Here is a 16,178-nt window from a genome sequence, read left to right on the forward strand (position 1 = left end):
CAAGGCCGCCGCGCCTCTACGACTGTTGATAATTGTTGGAAAGTTTAGTTCTAAACCGTTTTCGGTATAACAAAATTTACTTTTCCTTTTTGACAAAGCGAAATGCTTGGATTGTTTGAGCGATCTCCTCAAACTGTTCCACACTGGTTTGTTCTAAGCTGTCAGCAAAAGCTGCAACTACATCTGGATGACCTACCGCTAAAAATTGCTGCAACTGCTCATAAGCCTGAAGTATCTGCGCCTCTTGTTGTGATACTAGTGCAAGCCATCTGTAATTGCGACTCTCTTTATAGCGAGTGAGCCAACCTTTTTTAGTTAACCGTTTGAGGATAGTTGTTACTGAAGCATAGGCTAGCTGTCGCTTAGGGATAGCCGAAATGCGTTCATGCACATCTTTGGCAGTGACGCTATTGAGTTCCCAAATGATGTGTAAAATTTCTTTCTCCAAAACCCCCATGGACTTGTCGCCGATAGCAACTCGAATTGCAGTAGCTAATTTTTTCAGCAAGCCCTAGGTAAGCAACGTCAGAAATCTTCTTAAGTTTGACAGCTTGTCGTTTGACTTAGAGAACTACATTGTAGATGATAGTAGTTGCTTTTGGTGCAACTCGAAAGAGGAGTTACCCGCTCGATCTCATCCAGTATTTCCGAAATTGGACGATAAACATCTTGAGGACGAATCTTAAAATAACGTCTTACACTGTGATAACAACTCGACTCATTAGCTATGGATTTCAGGTCATCTGGCAAACATTGATACACCTGAGACATATTAATAAAGTAAGTGCCACGATCCTGACTAGGAAGGATCTGAGGGTATACCATTGAAAATGCAAATGGCTTCGGCATAAACGCATAATCGGCATGCCAAAACTTCCCTGTCTTCGGAACTCCAATCTGCTGACCATTCTGGGAAACATTGGAGGAAACAAAAATCTCTTCCCTTTCTGGATGGTGATACATCGGCTGATAGTATTTTTCTAGCTCCCCAAGACGATACCCAAAATCGCAATGCTGATGGGGCGATAAATCTTGCTCCTTGATTACAACAATTTTATGCTCATATATAAGTTCCTTAAGATCCTGAATATCTCGATCTGAGGCAGTTTTGTTATTAAAGTCATAAACGAAGACCCCCATTCGCTTATTATGTGGATATTGAACTTTCACAGTTTTCTCCTTTGTTATAAGATTTACAGAAAGTGTTTCTTTAAAAAAATCTAGTTGTGTGCGATCGCATTGCTGGTCATAAAGCGCATAGTCAATTAATCTCGCGTACTGATGAATTTGCTGCCAACAAAATACTCGTAGTCAGCATGATGCTACCCGCAACAGTGAAAAGAATTGTCAGATTTAAATTAACTAACACACCAGCCACAGCATAGGACAAAGGAGCAACACCAAAGGAAGAAAACATTCCCAAACTCATAACTCTTCCTAATATTTCAGGTGGGGTTTGTTTCTGAATCCAGATAATTCCTACCACAGTGAAAAGACCACTGCAAAGCCCCAATATAGCAATTGTTATACTAGCTAGTGCAATATTTGGTATAAAACTCAGTAGAAATAGACCAAAGCCTTGTATACTAGCAATACTCAGCAGTAAAACTCCAATTTTTGGAAGATTTTGGATAAATTGAGGTGTAAGTGTTCCTAATAACCCACCACCACCCCAAGCTGATTGCATTATCCCTAAAGCGACTGCACCGCCAGGAAAGCGACTATGAGCTAGTGAAGTTATGCCAACTTGTAATGGACCTATAAAAAGAAAATTTAGGATGACTAATACCAGTAGAATGACTCTGAGAGCATGATTATGCCATACGTAGTAGAGTCCTTCACCCATACCGGCTATTAAATTAATACTTTTTTTAGTGGGAGTAAAATTTTGATTTGATTCCCCATTCAACACTGTTGCTTTTGGTTTTATCTTCATCAGCAAAAGTGTTATGGTTGTAATCGCGAAAGTGACGCCATCAATTGCAAATGCTGTCTCAATACCGCTAACTGCAATCAGCAAACCACCTAAAGCCGGTCCAATCAGTAAAATCAGTTGGGAAGTTCCTTGGCTCAAGGTATTACTTGCTACTAACTGTTCTTTTGGTACAAGACTGGGTATGATAGATTTAGATGCAGGTATAAAAAGGCCATCTAAAATTCCGAAGCTAGCAGCAAATATATAAAGATGCCATAGTTGTGTTATTTTAAGTGCAACTACTGTTGCAAATAAAACCACCAGCAAACCACGTAAAGCATTGGAAACAAACATAACTAATCTTGGTGAGAAGCGATCGCTAAAAACACCACCAAAGAGCAGTAAAACTGCACGGGGAATTGCTGCTGTCATCAACACCGTACCTAAGGTAATACCAGAGTTAGTTAACTGTATTGTTAACCAAGGCAATGCTATTAAGTAAAACTGATCGCCCAGAAGTGAAACAGTTTCACCAATGTATAAGAGTAGGAAATTGCGTATAGTGAGTGGTTTCCAAAGAGGAACCCGATTCTGACTCGAAATTTTTGATTTTTCCATAGAGATTATGCCTTATCAGAAATCCTTAAGTAGAAACGTAGTATACTATGTCTCTACTCAATTTCCTACAGATGTTTAATTGACACGACGTTGATAGCCTTGCCAATATTTTTCCCGAATCTTGCCTTTTTGCAATTTACCACTTGGTGTTCTTGGTAAGGATTCAGTAAACTCAACACTTCTAGGTAACTTAAAATCGGCAATTTTACCCCGGACAAAATTAATAATATCTAGTGCAGTTGCTTTCATCCCTGCTTTTAAAACAACAATTGCTTTTATAGCTTCTCCAAAATCTTCATCTGGAACACCAATGACTGCTACTTCACTCACTGCTGGATGTTCGTATAAAATATTTTCAATTTCTACTGGATAGACATTTTCACCACCATAAACAATCATATCTTTAAAGCGATCACAAATGTAAATGTAACCTTCTTCGTCAAAATAACCAGCATCACCAGTATGAATCCAGCCATCTACTAAGGTTTTTGCTGTAGCTTCCGGTAATTTCCAATAACCAATCATATTTGCAGGAGATTTGATACAAATTTCACCCACTTGAGAGTAAGATACTTCTTTCCCCTCACGATCTAAGATGGCTATCGATACACCGGGAAAGGGTTTACCCGCAGCTTTGAGTCTGTCTTTATTTGTAGATGTATGGGCTTCTGCTGGTAAAGAGACAGCACAATTTCCAGTTTCCGTCATCCCATATATGGGATGCTCCCGTGGACAGTACCTGACAGTATGGTAGACAGTACAGTGGACGCGCTGATTGTCTCTTAAACTTTACAACGTGTCCCAAAATGCACGGATCTCGGCAGGCATCCTATTGGGAAAAACCAGATTTTAGAAGCTGATATGCATCTTCCCAAGCCCAATATGCATTAATCAGACTGCGATGGGCGATCGCAACTCCTTTTGATGTACCTGTAGAGCCTGATGTGTAGACTACATAGGCTAGATTTTCTGATGTTACACTATTGACTAAATTTGTTTCACTTTCTTGGCTAATAACTTCCCAATCTTGATCTAAACAAATTATGGATGTATTCTGCTGAGGAAGAATTTTTACCAGTTTTTGTTGAGTTAATAGTACCGATACTTGTGAATCACCAACCATGAAATTTAAGCGCTCTTGAGGTAATTGCGGATCTAACGGTAGATAAGCTCCACCTGCTTTGAGAATTCCTAGTAATCCTACAACCATCTCTAGGGAACGCTCGACACAAATTCCCACTAGCACTTCTGGTTTTACTCCCAAAGATCGCAAGTAGCGTGCAAGTTGATTAGCACGTTCGTTTAACTCTTGGTATGTTAGTTGTTGCTCTTTAAACGATACTGCTACTGCATTTGGTGTCTTGTTCACTTGAACTTCAAACAACTGATATATGCACCAATCCTGGGGATAGTCTACTTGATTGTTATTCCACTCCCCAAGCAAGCGATCTTGTTCGACTTCACTTAGCAAAGGTAACGAAGCAATCTCCTGCTCTGGGTTGGTGACAATTCCTTCAAGCAAAGTCTGGAAATTGTTCGCCATTCGGCTGATTGTTGTCTCATAAAATAAGTCTGTGCTGTACCTGAATATACCAACCAGGGATTCTCTTGTTTCAACAATCTCCAAAACTAAATCGTTTTGACCTTCTTGTTGTGGTATTATAAAAGGCTCTAATCTTAAACCTCCCCAATCTTCTCTAGCTGTTGTTTGAGTAGATACAGATAATTCATATTCCGGTGCCATTTCCTGAAATTGCAACAGATTGAACGAAGCACGGAAAAGTCCCAGAAGACTGGGATCGCGGTTTAACTGTAATCGCTCGATTAATAAAGGAGAAGGATAGTCTTGATGGGTGAGCGCTGTTAATACCGTTTGACGTACTTGAGACAAAACTGTTTCTGCCAATATGCCCATAGATTATCCCCCGCAGGACTTTTGAGCATTTTATGTTGCCATTGCACAAAGTCCTTATACTTCCATTCCACAGGAGCTAGAGATATTGCTCTACCTGTATTTTCCGCCTCGTAGAGCAAACGCAATTCATCTAGAATAATCCCAAATGAAAAACCATCTACAGCAATGTGATGTATTGCCAGTAACAACACATAGTCTTGTGAAGAGCGAGTTAATAGATTTACCCGCATGACACCTCGTTCTAAATTGAAGGGACGCTTATATGCAGCGATCGCCCCCTTTGTCAATTCATCTTCATCCCAAGTGGAAGCGTCAATCGTTTCAATGTAGACTTCCCGGTCTTCATGAACTTCTTGAAAAGGTTCAGCATCTCGTTGACCAAATGTAGTACGTAGAGTGGGATGACGAGCTATCAATGTCTGTAAAGCCCGTTGCAAAGCTGAAATATTTAAATGACAACGGATGCGAGCTGTAAAAGCAATATTGTAAGCTGCGCTCTGGGGTGCAAGTACTTCAGTAAAAATATTTATACATTAAATTACGATGCTTGAATATCAAAAGAATTGCCTACCAATTTAAGCCGAGACAGTATATAAACTTCGCACTTAGGACTTCTGAGATTTTTGGCGCTGTTTGGGAAGGGGTAAGTTATCCATACGATCGACAAAATATTTCTATGACAACGTGTCGTTTGACAACGGTGATTTTTCGTATTAAGAGTATAACTTGATTTAACTATTGCTGCATTTGGTGCTAGAGTTCTGATTCTTTGGTGTGAGAATAATTTTCGTGTAGTGTGGGAGGATACTTTGAAATTGAAACAATTTTCATACGCAGGCATTGCTGGCGTATTTTGTTTGGTGTTTGCTCAACCAGGTTTTGCACAACAGAAGCAGACACAGACAGAAATTAGCAAAAAAGATATATCGTCCTCAGGTGCAGAAAAAGCTCTGACATCAATTTCAAAGATTCCCCAACTTAGCGAAATACAGTTCCCAAAAACGAGTGCTTCTGATTTGCTGGCTCAGGAAAATACAACTCCTGAAGTTATTAAAATCACTGGGATTAAACTGCAAGAAACGGAAAGTGGTTTGGAAATCGTTTTAGAAACTCTCCAAGGGGAATTGTCACAACCAACAACTACAGTTGATGGTAAGACCTTAATTGCAGAAATCCAAAATGCAGTATTGGCGCTAGCGGAGGGTCAAGAGTTTCAATCGCAAACACCTGCTCAAGGAATTGCTTCTGTAACAGTTACACAGTTAGATAACAACAAAGTTCAAGTGCGCGTGACTGGGGTAGAAGATGCGCCGATCGCGCGGGTGAAGACGAGTAGCGATCGCGGTTTAATCCTCAGTTTAGATTCCACCAAGCAAGCAGATATAGAACTCACTGTGACTGCACAGAAACGACCGGAAGACGTGCAGGATGTACCCCTCAGTGTTACGGTCATACCCCGACAGGATATCGAGGACGCTCAAATCACTTCTTTTATTGATATCGCAAATAACACGCCTAACTTTAGCTTTTTCCCCACATCTTCCGGCGGTACTGAGTTTAGCTACTACAGTTTACGGGGTTTGAACAACCAAAATTTCCTCACAAGTCAGGATAGCGTAGCCTTTTACATCGATGATATTCCATTTGACTATGCTGGCTTTCTAGACATCGCCTTGCTCGATCTAGATTTAGAACGAATAGAAGTGCTACGAGGTTCCCAAAGTACGCTCTACGGTCGAAATAGTTCTAGTGGAGCCGTCAATATCATTTCTCGCCAAGCAACTCAAAAACCAGAAACACAAGTTGCTGCAAGTTACGGTAGATATAACAGCCGCGAACTCCAATTCTCTCACAGCAATGCTTTAGTTTCCGATCGGCTAGCATTTCGGATTGCTGGAGCTTATAGAGCACAAGATGGATTTATTGAAAACCTTGCTACGGGAGAAAAAATAGGCGAACGTTCGCGGCTAGCTGCACGAGCGCAACTCTTGTGGACACCAACGCCAGAATGGAATGTATCTTTTAATAGTTACAACAGCTTTACAGACGACGGTAATCCCACTTATAATCTACGTAATGCTCCCGACCCCTATGAAGTTAATCTACAAACTGAGGGTTTTAACAACCTCGACACAAATACCCAAGCTTTGAGAGTTAACTACAATGGTGACAGCTTCCGAGCTACATCCATCACTGCACGCCGCTTTACCCGCCAAGAAAATATTGTTCCAGGAACCGCAGGGGTACAGATTATTGATGACATTAACTCCACAGTATGGACGCAGGAATTACGTTTGCAGTCTCCGGAAGCTGCTGACCGTTTTCAATGGTTATTAGGTGGTTACTACGAGTCTCTCGATTTTAATGTTAATGATGCTGTATCTGATTTTGTTGCATTTGGACGCTTTCGACGTTTCGGAGACAATTATCGCCAAACATATGCAGTATTCGGACAAGTAGATTATAGAGTTATCGAGCCATTAACTTTATTTGCTGGTTTACGTTACGAATCTAATAATGTATCTTTAGATAGTAGCTATGAGTCAGTAAATGCTGATGGTAGTTTAACTCCACTCCGTCCGTCCGTTCGAGATGCAAAACTTGATGACAATGAGTTGATTCCCCGTTTTGGGTTAAAATATCGATTCAGCCCCAATTTAATGGCGTACACTACCATTGCTAAAGGTTATAGACCGGGCGGATTGAACTACCGTGGAGATACTGAAAGTACCCTCAGATTTGGAGAAGAAAGAACTTGGAGTTATGAAGTAGGTTTAAAATCTTCTTGGCTGGACGATCTTTTGATTGCTAACATAGCATTCTTCCATAACGATGTTAATGACTACCAAGTGTTGCAGTTTGACGAAAGTGGATTTTTCGGAAGTGTCTCCAACATCGATCTCAAAGCTACCGGAGTGGAATTTGAACTGAAAGCAAAACCAACAAGAGGACTGGATTTAATTGCATCAATTGGTTATGTAAACAGTAGATACAAAAATTATTTAAATACTGAAACAGGAGTAGATTTAAGCGATAATCGAGTTCCTCTGGTCCCGCAAGTTACCTATAATTTAGCGGTTCAATATCGCAGTGTCGGAGGCTTATTTGCCCGTGCAGAACTGCGTGGTTATGGTATTACTTATTTTGACGATGGGAACGAAATTAAACAAGATCCCTTCGCCCTCGTAAATCTCCGCATCGGTTACGAAGCTGAAAAATATGGAATTTATCTATACGCAAACAACTTGTTTGATACTCGCTATATAACCTCTGGATTCTTCTTCCCACCACCAATCGCAACCGTGGGATTTGGCGATCCAGTAACATATGGTATCCGATTTAAAGCTAATTTCTAATTTCCTGTGCGCTGCCATGCTTGCAAAACTAATTCTTCTTGCTGCGCTTTACACTTCTCAATTCATTCCTACCACATTTTTTATCCAAACAGTACCCGTTTTCATGCGACAGCAAAATATGTCCCTGGATGCGATTGGATTTTTAGGTTTTCTCATTCTCCCGTCAGCGTTGAAATTCCTTTGGGCACCTTTTATTGACCGCTACCGCATCCGTGGTTTGGGACATTATCGCGGTTGGATTATCTGTTTTCAAGTTTTGTTAGTACTTGTTACATTTGGATGTGCATTTATTAATATTCGAGAGAATTTTAATATTTTGATTATCTGTATGTTCCTTGCCTTTTTGTTCTCCTCTATTCAAGACATTGCCACGGATGCATTAGCAGTAAATTTGCTGGAACCACAAGAACGTGGATTAGGAAATGCCATTCAATCCGGGGGAAATATTTTTGGGGCGATCGTTGGCGGTGGTGGAGTACTCATTTTACTGGATAGAGTTGGATGGCGGTATAGTTTAATATCTATGTCATTGGTAATGTTACTGACTTTAGTGCCAGTGCTGCTGTATCAAGAACAAGTGAGTACGAAATCAAAAAAAACCAACTTTTTCCGGTCTTATTTCCAACCTTTCGTCAACTTTCTCTCCCGTCCGAAAATCTTACCGTGGCTTTTCGTTTTGTTACTGTATATGTCTGGCGAAATGATGTCAAGTACAATGATTCGTCCGCTTTTGAGCGATCGAGGCTTGTCGCTCTCAGATATTGGTTTGATGTTGGGTATTGTCAGCTATAGTGCCCGTATTGTAAGTGCTTTAATTGCGGGGATAATAATTACCCAGTTGGGACGAGTACGTTGCTTGATTTTATTTGGATTAATCGCAGCCGTTACGACACTTTTATATATTGTGCCTGCAGTCGGTGTTAGCAGTTTGCCCGTTCTATATGCTGTGAGTATAGCAGTGAATGCGACTCAAAGCATGGCATATACTGCTCTCCTCAGTGCTATGATGGACAAAAGTAACCCGGAAACTGCCGCGATTGACTATACGCTTCAAGTTTCAATAATGTATATAGGTGGAATTGCTGCCACAGTTGCAAGTGGAGCGATCGCAAGTACTACGGGGTATGCATTTACGTTTATCATTAGTGCCGCATTGAGTTTGTTGAGTATATTACTGATAAAGATGTCCAGTATCCCGCAAACTCAGCACAGCTAGTTTTTCTTGCTTATCTCCCCTCAAACTGTTCCACACTGTTTTGTTCTAAACTGTCAGCAAAAGCTGCAACTACATCTGGATGACCTACCGCTAAAAGAAGCATAGGCTAGCTGTCGCTTAGGGATAGCCGAAATGCGTTCATGCACATCTTTGGCAGTGACGCTATTGAGTTCCCAAATGATGTGTAAAATTTCTTTCTCCAATGGACCTAGGGAGAGTTGCTGAGGACGATAATTGGGTAAAGGAGACATAAGGATGAAACGAATGGTATCTCTATCACCATTGTGAGATCGCTCGCATGGGTCTAGAAGAAAAGTGACAGCAGACTTAGAGAAGAGCAATCTCTGACATAGATGAAAGTTGTTGCTCTAAATTTTTAATTAAAGCTAAAGTTTTTTCATATGACGCAATTTCTCCAAAGGAAGCAAAGTACTGAGCAGCATAATGTAAGTCGGCAATTGCAGCTTGTTCATAGCCAATTTGATGGTAGGCTATACCCCTATTAAAATAAGCATGGGCGTTGGCTGGGTGCAGCTTCAGTGACTCAGTAAAATCACGAATTGCACTCAAGTTATCCCCACTTCTGCCGTAAACACAACCCCGGTTGAAGTAAACTCTATAGTCTTTGGGATTGAGACGAATTGCTACAGAAAAGTCGCGCTTTGCTGCCAGTAAATCCTGCAACTCTAAATGCGCTATGCCGCGATCGTTGTAAATATCTGCTAGTGGGGCACTAGGGTATGGAGGAATTTGACTTAAGGCTAAATTATAGTCTGCTATTGCCTGCACGTGATTTCCTAAAACGGCATTTGCTACCCCTCTGTTATAGTAAGCTCGAAAATCATAGGGTTTCAGTGTCAGTGCAGTATTGTTGTCGGCAATAGCAGATGGATAATCCCCTAGTCTGTAGTGGGCAAGTCCCTGATTCACATAAGCCTCAGCCAAGTGAGGTGCATTCTTGATTGCGCGATCGCAATCTGCTATTGCATTGTGATAATCGAATATTTGAATATTTGCAAGACATCGATTGCTATAAGCTGCTACAAAGTCTTTCTTTTGCCCAATTGCCTGAGTAAAATCTTCAACAGCCGCTTGGTAGTTGCCGTGCTGCATTTTTTCTACACCCAACCTGAAAAAATCGCTGGCTGTGATTTGGGCATTGAGCACAGGTGATGAATGTGTGGGTGAAGTCAGAAAAAAACAGGCGAGTGCAACGGTCATACTGAAACCAAGAATGAATCTACTGAAGCGATTCATAAGCAATATCTCATCTAAGTTGCAAAAATATGTTTCAGCAGGTAAGGTGCCTACCCTACCTACTATTTATAAAACAAGAACCTGATTAAGCTTTACTTCCACTCCTTATTATTAGCTTCATCTAGCACATATGCTGCGACATCTTCAATTTGTTCGGGTTTTAAACGACCTTTGAAGGCGGGCATTGCATTTTTCCCATTTGTGACTTGGGCAATGATGGCTTCTGGTGAGTTCATCCCGTACTTTTCCAAAGCGTCCTTCTTCAGGTTTTTATTAGCTTGCACTAAGTTTTTGCCACCTGCATGACAAGAAGCGCAATTTGCACTAAAGACTTTGGCTCCCTTAACAGCATCTGCTGCCAAAGCTGGGCGATTGAAGGCAAATGTGACAACTGCTATGCATAGCAACAATACTGAAAGAATCTTTTTCATTCCGTGTTCTCTCTACAAAAAGGCGTATTTGGCCAAATTTCTACAATTATCCTGTTTATGACTTCTAGCGTCAAAAGACAAGCTGTCAAACTTCGTGTGCTCATTCAAAAGATTTTGCGTTCAGTTAGATGAGCAAGGATATTCTGGCGTTGACGTTAAACCTGCCGCAACTGTTTGCAGAGCAAATAACTTTAATTGATCCCCAATGTGCTCAGAACCTGGTTGAGTTGCATTGCCGTCCAATCGCTGCATATGCTACCAAAACTCGCCTTGACTACGTATCCGTTTACGTATCCGGCAGTTGCGCCTCTAGCATCCGTAGAGGTGGGTATAGATAGCCCACAATTGTTGCTCTATATTGGACAAGACAGTTGTCGTGGTTAGTGCGATCGCTGGCTGTGCATCCGCCACAACAGCTTGGAGTCTGGACAGGGATTGGTTCGGTCGGGGCGGATAAGCGGGGACAGCAACGACTCCAGCGTACAGGCACCCGAAAAATGCAGCAATGAATTCCAACCCAGACGGGTAGAGCAGTAAAGCACGCTCTCCACTTATGACTCCGTAACTTTGAAGCACGGCACCAATGACCCGAGCTTGATAATCTAGTTCCCCATAAGTTAAATCAAATCCTTCTACCTCTCCATCAAGCAAAAAAGAATAGGCTTTCTGTTTAGGCTGGTGGAGTGCTCTCCAACGGAGAAGTTCGACTAACGTGGAAAACTCCACCGATAACTCGGAAAGGTTTTTGCCCATTTGTATAACTCCATTTTTACAACTTTTTATGTTTATTTGGAGTAAAGGTCATTCTTTAACTAAGGCTCTTTAGTTGCGATTTTAAGAAATAGTTAGGAAATTTATTTTCACCTCTTTATAAAGCTTTCGAGCAGAAACTAAATTCTGGAGCTTGTACCACTTTACACTTGGTCACTGGTCACTGGTCACTGATTTTAAATCCACATTACCACCAGTAATAATTACACCCACCTTAGCCCCTGGTGCTTTCACAACACCTTCTAGCAAAGCGGCGGCGGCTAGGACTCCTGTGGGTTCAACGACAATTTTGAGGCGTTCCCATAAAAAGAACATGGTGCGAATAATGGCTTCTTCAGATACGGTGACCATATCATCAACGTAATGCAATACTAGCGGGAAAGTAATTTTACCTAGATAGGGAGTCCGCGCACCATCAGCAATGGTATCGGGATTGTCTACTGTTTGCAAAGTTTTGGTGTGAAACGAACGTGTTGCATCGTCAGCAAGGGCTGGTTCTACTCCAATGACCCGACAGTTGGGTAAAGCGGCTTTGGCTGCAATGGCAGAACCTGAGAGTATACCACCACCACCACAACACACTAAGAGTAAATCTAGTGTACCCACTTCTTCTATAAGTTCTTTGGCTGCTGTACCTTGTCCCGCTACGATATGAGGATGGTCGTAAGGAGGAATCAGTGTCAGCGCTTTTTCTTTTAATAAATTGTAGGCTAATTCTTCTCTGTTGGTTTGCTTGCGGTTGTACAAAATGACTTCAGCACCATAACCGCGAGTTGCTGCTAATTTAACAGATGGGACGTCATCTGGCATGGCAACTGTGGTAGGAATTTTGAGGAGTTGTCCGGCGAGTGCTATTCCTTGAGCGTGATTTCCAGATGAAAAAGTGAGTACGCCTTTTTCTTTCTGTTCTTCTGATAGTTGTGAGAGGGCGTTGTAAGCACCTCTAAACTTAAATGACCCCGTGCGTTGAAAGTTTTCGCATTTAAAGAATACCTGAGAGTGAGTGCGATCGCTAACTGTTCTTGAGGTCAGAACAGGAGTGCGGTGAGCAACACCAGCCAACCGTTTGGCTGCGGCTTCTACATCAGCTATAGTGACGGCAAGATGTTGTGACATTATAATAACCCAGTCAGCAATCCTCACACATTATAAGCACAAACCTGCTACATCTTGCCACAAAGCATCACCGTTCGTCTTCAATATCGCGTTACAATGAAGGCGTATGTGCTTCGAGAATGGCGATGCCTGCTAAAGATATTTATCATAATGCTGTCAAATTTGCGTTGGTCAAGGATGGCTGGGATATTTTAACAGAAGATTATAATCTGGAGTATGGAGGCGATCGATTATACGTAAATATTGCAGCAGAAAAATCGCGCTTCGGCAGAAAAGCAAGGTCGAAAAATTCTTGTAGAAGTCAAAAGCTTCTTGGGTCGATCATTTGTTAATGACTTAGAGCAAGCTGTAGGTCAGTATGTCATTTATCTGATTTTGGGTAGGTTGGGTTGAGGAACGAAACCCAACATTATCGAGGCTTCCTTGGGTAACGCTATCGCTCTACCCAACCTACAATTATCCTTAACCGAACCGTATTGACCTATAAAAGTTATTTTCGGCGCAAGTTATCCCAAATGATTATCAATCGCAATCAGGTGAAGTTATTAATTGTGGATTCGGAAAACGAGGTGATTGTGCAATGGATAGATTAAAGCGTCATCGAGAAATCGTCCAGAAAATTCTCACAGAGTATCATCAGCTCAATGAAAAATCTAGCTCTACAACTGAAAGTGCCTTAGCCTTTGATGAGGTACACGATCGGTACCTTATACTATTGATGGGTTGGCACAAAGATGAGTGGATTAAAAGTGTCATGATTCATATCCGTTTGCAAGATAACAAGATTTGGATTGAGGAGGATTGGACAGAGGATGGCGTGGCGACAGATTTGTTACGGAATGGTATCGCACGAGAGGAAATTGTTTTAGCGTTTCATCCACCTCATGTTAGACAGTATAGTGAGTTTGCGAGCGCTTGATTTGTGCGCTCTAGACAAATTTCTGAATAAACTCATACATTAAATCGACTCTACCCTTTCGTAACATGGCTGGGTCTAGTCTTTCTGTTGTATTGCAGGTCATAAGAATAACTAACTGCTGTTGTATTTGAATGCCTGAATCTTCAATCACACTTTGATATAAAGTGCCATCTAACAAACTCAAAATGTGTTCTGTTTTGTTACTGTACTGAGCAACTTCACTTGCACGGTCTTGCGCTAAATTATCAGCTTCATTAATGATAATACAAATTTTTTCTAAGTAGGTTGGAGGGACAAAGTTGGCGATCGCATCATGATCCAAAATAAAAATCACATACCCTAAAGGCATCAAAATTTCTTTTGCCACTGCTTGCGTCCAAGCTGTTTTCCCCGTTCCCGGTTCTCCATGTACCAAAACAGCTAGCTGATTTTGGTTCAGAATTGCTTGCTGTACTGTATCGGTAAAGCTTTGAATATCTGGTGGAAAACTGCGAATGGGAAACTGGCTGTGAACCTTACCAACACGGCTTTGATAACCACTCAGCATCACTGCTAAATCATAAGTTGCTTTATTAATCAGTGGTGCTAAATTTTTTGCCATGATAGTATATTGCCGCCTGCCGCGATCGTAAGCATCGATTTGCAACCAAACATCATGCTTGCTCCAGTATGCATAAACTGTGTTAACAACATCCAATCGTTCCCAATTGACAAACTTTTCTGTAGGAAAATAAAAGTCTCGTTCTAAATAATGCTGCGTAATAATATCCGGACATTTTAATAAATCTAAAACCCGCAATACAGTAATTTCTTGAAGCCGATTCAAAACGTAATCAATAGGTATGCTGTTGCGACTGACAAAATGAACAATAGGTGTTTCCGTACTGAGGACATCTTTATAGCGATGATCTGGTGTGAGGGGGTCGGGTGTGATATAGTTCCAAAATTTTTCTACTTCATAATGTGTATTGTCAGAAACAACATTTAATAAGTTAGCCCACCAAGTATAATTATTTCTTCCTAAAATCTCAGCCACGCTACTTGCCAGATTCAAACTTTTTTGAGTCAGTTCTTTCGTATCGTTATGTAATAAATGCAAAACAAACTCCCAGTCCAACTCTCGGTGAAAGGGACGCCACCCACTTTCCAGTAAACTTTGACGATTGCTATTAATGGGAGTGCCTTCACGGTGTCTGTAGTAATCAAAATCCATGATTTTTAATGATGCAGCAGTGTTAATATTACGTCTTTTTTTATGTAAGAGATTGGTAGAAGCGATCGTTATGGATGTTTGGCTTTTTGTATACAAACTTGCATGGCGTTATTTCTACCTCAGAACCTTGTAACATTGTATCTATATTTAACACTACTTGCACCAGCAATACTTAAGATTTAAGTAAATTTTATTGAATAAGATGACGTAGGTTGGGTTGAGGAACGAAACCCAACACAATAATATATTTGTTGGTTTTGCTGTTACGTCGAAATAATGATATGCGTAATTTTTACTGAAAAACCTAACCGAATGGAATCTTTGTTGGGTTTCGCTGTCGCTCAACCCAACCTACCATTCCTCTTCATACTTTATCCTGATTAATGTAATTCTGTTCCTTCATTGCGAAGTAAATATCTGTCACTAATCAATTTCAGCACAACCCTACCTATTTCAGGATGGTGTCTTTCAACAGTAGGTTGCACAACAACACCTTCCATTATACAGTCTGGGCTGAGTGTACTATTGGCATTGTTAAATTGTGACACCACCTCCCAACTGTAAGCACCCGTATAAAGCACAGGGACTCTTGGTAAAGAAAATTCTTCACAAAAAGCAACAAAATCGCTGTAATTGAGAAACTGCTTGTCCTGACACACAGCAAATAAAGCTAGCCCTATTTTGCCATTTGGTAAACCGTATTTAATATCTTGCACACCATAGATTTCTCCAAAAACTTGAGTTAGAGGTGGAAGTTTGTGTAAAGCAAGATTCTCGTAGTAAGCACGAATATAAACGAGATTTTTATTAACCTCATGATTTTTCCAAAAGTAGTTATGGCTACCAATACGAGTATTGCCATCAGCATCTACTAATACTGTGAAGTTAGTTCCGTGTAGCTTTTCCGTGACGACTACTTCCTCGCCTTCAATCAATATGTCTTTGTAGCGCTTGAGATGTTCTGGGCTGGGAAATTTATAATGCCCGATATGACTCTCCATTTCCCCACGCATTCCTTGAGGAATTGGGTATTCATATTTAGTAACACCGAAATGTTCGGTATAATCATCCCCAGTATTGCCTGTAAAATTCTCCCCTACAGGAATGAGCAAGCCTTCAGAAAAAATGCCCCTTAGTTTAGCTGCACGAAGTTTTTTGGAGTAGTAAGGACGAATTCCAAATTTATCAAGATGTTCTTCTGGTATAACACTATCAATAGGGAAGTAAAAGGCAAAATCTCTAGGTTTAAAGTTTCCTTTTGCGCTAATAACTTGATATGCCATTGCTTCCAAAGTTATAATATCAAGTCTATCAGCGTTGGGGTGAGGAGTCACACTCTTGATTTCAACAACTTCAACTTTAAATATGCTCATAACTTACCTCTTTACATAAGCATCATATTTTGAAATAGTTTTTTATATGGCACAATGAAATATCACTGGGAATTATCC

General features: G+C 40.8%; 16 protein-coding genes and 1 pseudogene. 4 read left to right on the top strand and 13 right to left on the bottom strand.

Translation table 11 applies throughout. From position 1 onward, the window contains the following. Window positions 1–76: 76 nt before the first annotated feature. The 6 genes from F7734_RS19785 to F7734_RS63615 all read right to left on the bottom strand — a co-directional run bounded on the left by F7734_RS19785 (window position 77) and on the right by F7734_RS63615 (window position 4,978). A complete protein-coding gene (locus F7734_RS19785) occupies window positions 77–457 on the bottom strand; it encodes a BlaI/MecI/CopY family transcriptional regulator (protein WP_155746337.1) in 381 nt (126 codons plus the stop codon). 80 nt (window positions 458–537) lie between these two features. Then, window positions 538–1,170: a TauD/TfdA family dioxygenase gene (locus F7734_RS19790; RefSeq protein ID WP_207714149.1), complete on the bottom strand. Its 633-nt coding sequence runs from the start codon at window positions 1,168–1,170 to the stop codon at window positions 538–540. A 91-nt stretch (window positions 1,171–1,261) separates the two neighbouring features. Next, on the bottom strand, window positions 1,262–2,533 hold the full coding sequence (locus F7734_RS19795) for an MFS transporter (RefSeq protein WP_155746286.1): 1,272 nt from the start codon (window positions 2,531–2,533) through the stop codon (window positions 1,262–1,264). 75 nt (window positions 2,534–2,608) lie between these two features. After that, on the bottom strand, window positions 2,609–3,250 hold the full coding sequence (locus F7734_RS66160; RefSeq protein ID WP_347566242.1) for an AMP-binding protein: 642 nt from the start codon (window positions 3,248–3,250) through the stop codon (window positions 2,609–2,611). A 112-nt stretch (window positions 3,251–3,362) separates the two neighbouring features. After that, window positions 3,363–4,448, bottom strand: coding sequence for an AMP-binding protein (locus F7734_RS19805; RefSeq protein WP_243146976.1), 1,086 nt, complete (start codon window positions 4,446–4,448; stop codon window positions 3,363–3,365). Beyond that, entirely contained in the window at window positions 4,397–4,978 is a 582-nt protein-coding gene (locus F7734_RS63615; RefSeq protein WP_347566243.1) for a condensation domain-containing protein, read from the bottom strand. The genes F7734_RS19805 and F7734_RS63615 overlap by 52 nt, the downstream gene beginning before the upstream one ends. A 285-nt stretch (window positions 4,979–5,263) precedes the next feature. Here F7734_RS63615 and F7734_RS19810 point away from each other — a divergent pair, with 285 nt between their 5' ends. Both F7734_RS19810 and F7734_RS19815 read left to right on the top strand, forming a co-directional pair. After that, complete coding sequence (locus tag F7734_RS19810; RefSeq protein WP_347566239.1) at window positions 5,264–7,804, top strand: TonB-dependent receptor; 2,541 nt, start codon at window positions 5,264–5,266, stop codon at window positions 7,802–7,804. Between the two features lie 16 nt (window positions 7,805–7,820). Further along, complete coding sequence (locus tag F7734_RS19815) at window positions 7,821–9,020, top strand: MFS transporter (RefSeq protein ID WP_155746288.1); 1,200 nt, start codon at window positions 7,821–7,823, stop codon at window positions 9,018–9,020. A 10-nt stretch (window positions 9,021–9,030) separates the two neighbouring features. Here the strand turns inward: F7734_RS19815 and F7734_RS19820 are convergent. The 5 genes and pseudogenes from F7734_RS19820 to F7734_RS19840 all read right to left on the bottom strand — a co-directional run bounded on the left by F7734_RS19820 (window position 9,031) and on the right by F7734_RS19840 (window position 12,595). Further along, window positions 9,031–9,271: pseudogene (locus F7734_RS19820) on the bottom strand (BlaI/MecI/CopY family transcriptional regulator). 76 nt (window positions 9,272–9,347) lie between these two features. Further along, a complete protein-coding gene (locus tag F7734_RS19825; RefSeq protein WP_155746289.1) occupies window positions 9,348–10,277 on the bottom strand; it encodes a tetratricopeptide repeat protein in 930 nt (309 codons plus the stop codon). Window positions 10,278–10,369: 92 nt separating this feature from the next. After that, on the bottom strand, window positions 10,370–10,708 hold the full coding sequence (petJ, locus tag F7734_RS19830) for a cytochrome c6 PetJ (protein ID WP_155746290.1): 339 nt from the start codon (window positions 10,706–10,708) through the stop codon (window positions 10,370–10,372). 309 nt (window positions 10,709–11,017) lie between these two features. Beyond that, complete coding sequence (locus F7734_RS19835) at window positions 11,018–11,461, bottom strand: AMP-binding protein (protein WP_155746291.1); 444 nt, start codon at window positions 11,459–11,461, stop codon at window positions 11,018–11,020. A gap of 171 nt (window positions 11,462–11,632) precedes the next feature. Continuing rightward, window positions 11,633–12,595 (bottom strand): threo-3-hydroxy-L-aspartate ammonia-lyase, encoded by a 963-nt coding sequence (locus tag F7734_RS19840; protein ID WP_155746292.1) that lies wholly within the window; start codon window positions 12,593–12,595, stop codon window positions 11,633–11,635. A 125-nt stretch (window positions 12,596–12,720) separates the two neighbouring features. Here F7734_RS19840 and F7734_RS65415 point away from each other — a divergent pair, with 125 nt between their 5' ends. Both F7734_RS65415 and F7734_RS19860 read left to right on the top strand, forming a co-directional pair. Next, window positions 12,721–12,927 (top strand): element excision factor XisH family protein, encoded by a 207-nt coding sequence (locus F7734_RS65415; RefSeq protein ID WP_279239739.1) that lies wholly within the window; start codon window positions 12,721–12,723, stop codon window positions 12,925–12,927. A 248-nt stretch (window positions 12,928–13,175) separates the two neighbouring features. Then, window positions 13,176–13,514, top strand: a complete 339-nt coding sequence (locus tag F7734_RS19860) for a XisI protein (RefSeq protein WP_155746296.1) — start codon at window positions 13,176–13,178, stop codon at window positions 13,512–13,514. A gap of 10 nt (window positions 13,515–13,524) precedes the next feature. Here the strand turns inward: F7734_RS19860 and F7734_RS19865 are convergent, their stop codons facing one another. Further along, a complete protein-coding gene (locus F7734_RS19865) occupies window positions 13,525–14,727 on the bottom strand; it encodes an AAA family ATPase (RefSeq protein WP_155746339.1) in 1,203 nt (400 codons plus the stop codon). A gap of 380 nt (window positions 14,728–15,107) precedes the next feature. Next, window positions 15,108–16,100, bottom strand: coding sequence for an RNA ligase family protein (locus F7734_RS19870; RefSeq protein ID WP_155746297.1), 993 nt, complete (start codon window positions 16,098–16,100; stop codon window positions 15,108–15,110). Window positions 16,101–16,178 lie beyond the last annotated feature (78 nt).

The organism is Scytonema sp. UIC 10036 (assembly GCF_009725235.1).

Coding starts and splice junctions, on each gene's coding strand:
- F7734_RS19860 (WP_155746296.1), top strand. CDS start 13,176: ATGGATAGATTAAAGCGTCATCGAGAAATCGTCCAGAAAATTCTCACA.
- F7734_RS19785 (WP_155746337.1), bottom strand. CDS start 457: ATGGGGGTTTTGGAGAAAGAAATTTTACACATCATTTGGGAACTCAAT.
- F7734_RS19825 (WP_155746289.1), bottom strand. CDS start 10,277: ATGAATCGCTTCAGTAGATTCATTCTTGGTTTCAGTATGACCGTTGCA.
- F7734_RS19865 (WP_155746339.1), bottom strand. CDS start 14,727: ATGGATTTTGATTACTACAGACACCGTGAAGGCACTCCCATTAATAGC.
- F7734_RS19840 (WP_155746292.1), bottom strand. CDS start 12,595: ATGTCACAACATCTTGCCGTCACTATAGCTGATGTAGAAGCCGCAGCC.
- F7734_RS19835 (WP_155746291.1), bottom strand. CDS start 11,461: ATGGGCAAAAACCTTTCCGAGTTATCGGTGGAGTTTTCCACGTTAGTC.
- petJ (WP_155746290.1), bottom strand. CDS start 10,708: ATGAAAAAGATTCTTTCAGTATTGTTGCTATGCATAGCAGTTGTCACA.
- F7734_RS19805 (WP_243146976.1), bottom strand. CDS start 4,448: ATGGGCATATTGGCAGAAACAGTTTTGTCTCAAGTACGTCAAACGGTA.
- F7734_RS19815 (WP_155746288.1), top strand. CDS start 7,821: ATGCTTGCAAAACTAATTCTTCTTGCTGCGCTTTACACTTCTCAATTC.
- F7734_RS19795 (WP_155746286.1), bottom strand. CDS start 2,533: ATGGAAAAATCAAAAATTTCGAGTCAGAATCGGGTTCCTCTTTGGAAA.
- F7734_RS65415 (WP_279239739.1), top strand. CDS start 12,721: ATGCCTGCTAAAGATATTTATCATAATGCTGTCAAATTTGCGTTGGTC.
- F7734_RS19870 (WP_155746297.1), bottom strand. CDS start 16,100: ATGAGCATATTTAAAGTTGAAGTTGTTGAAATCAAGAGTGTGACTCCT.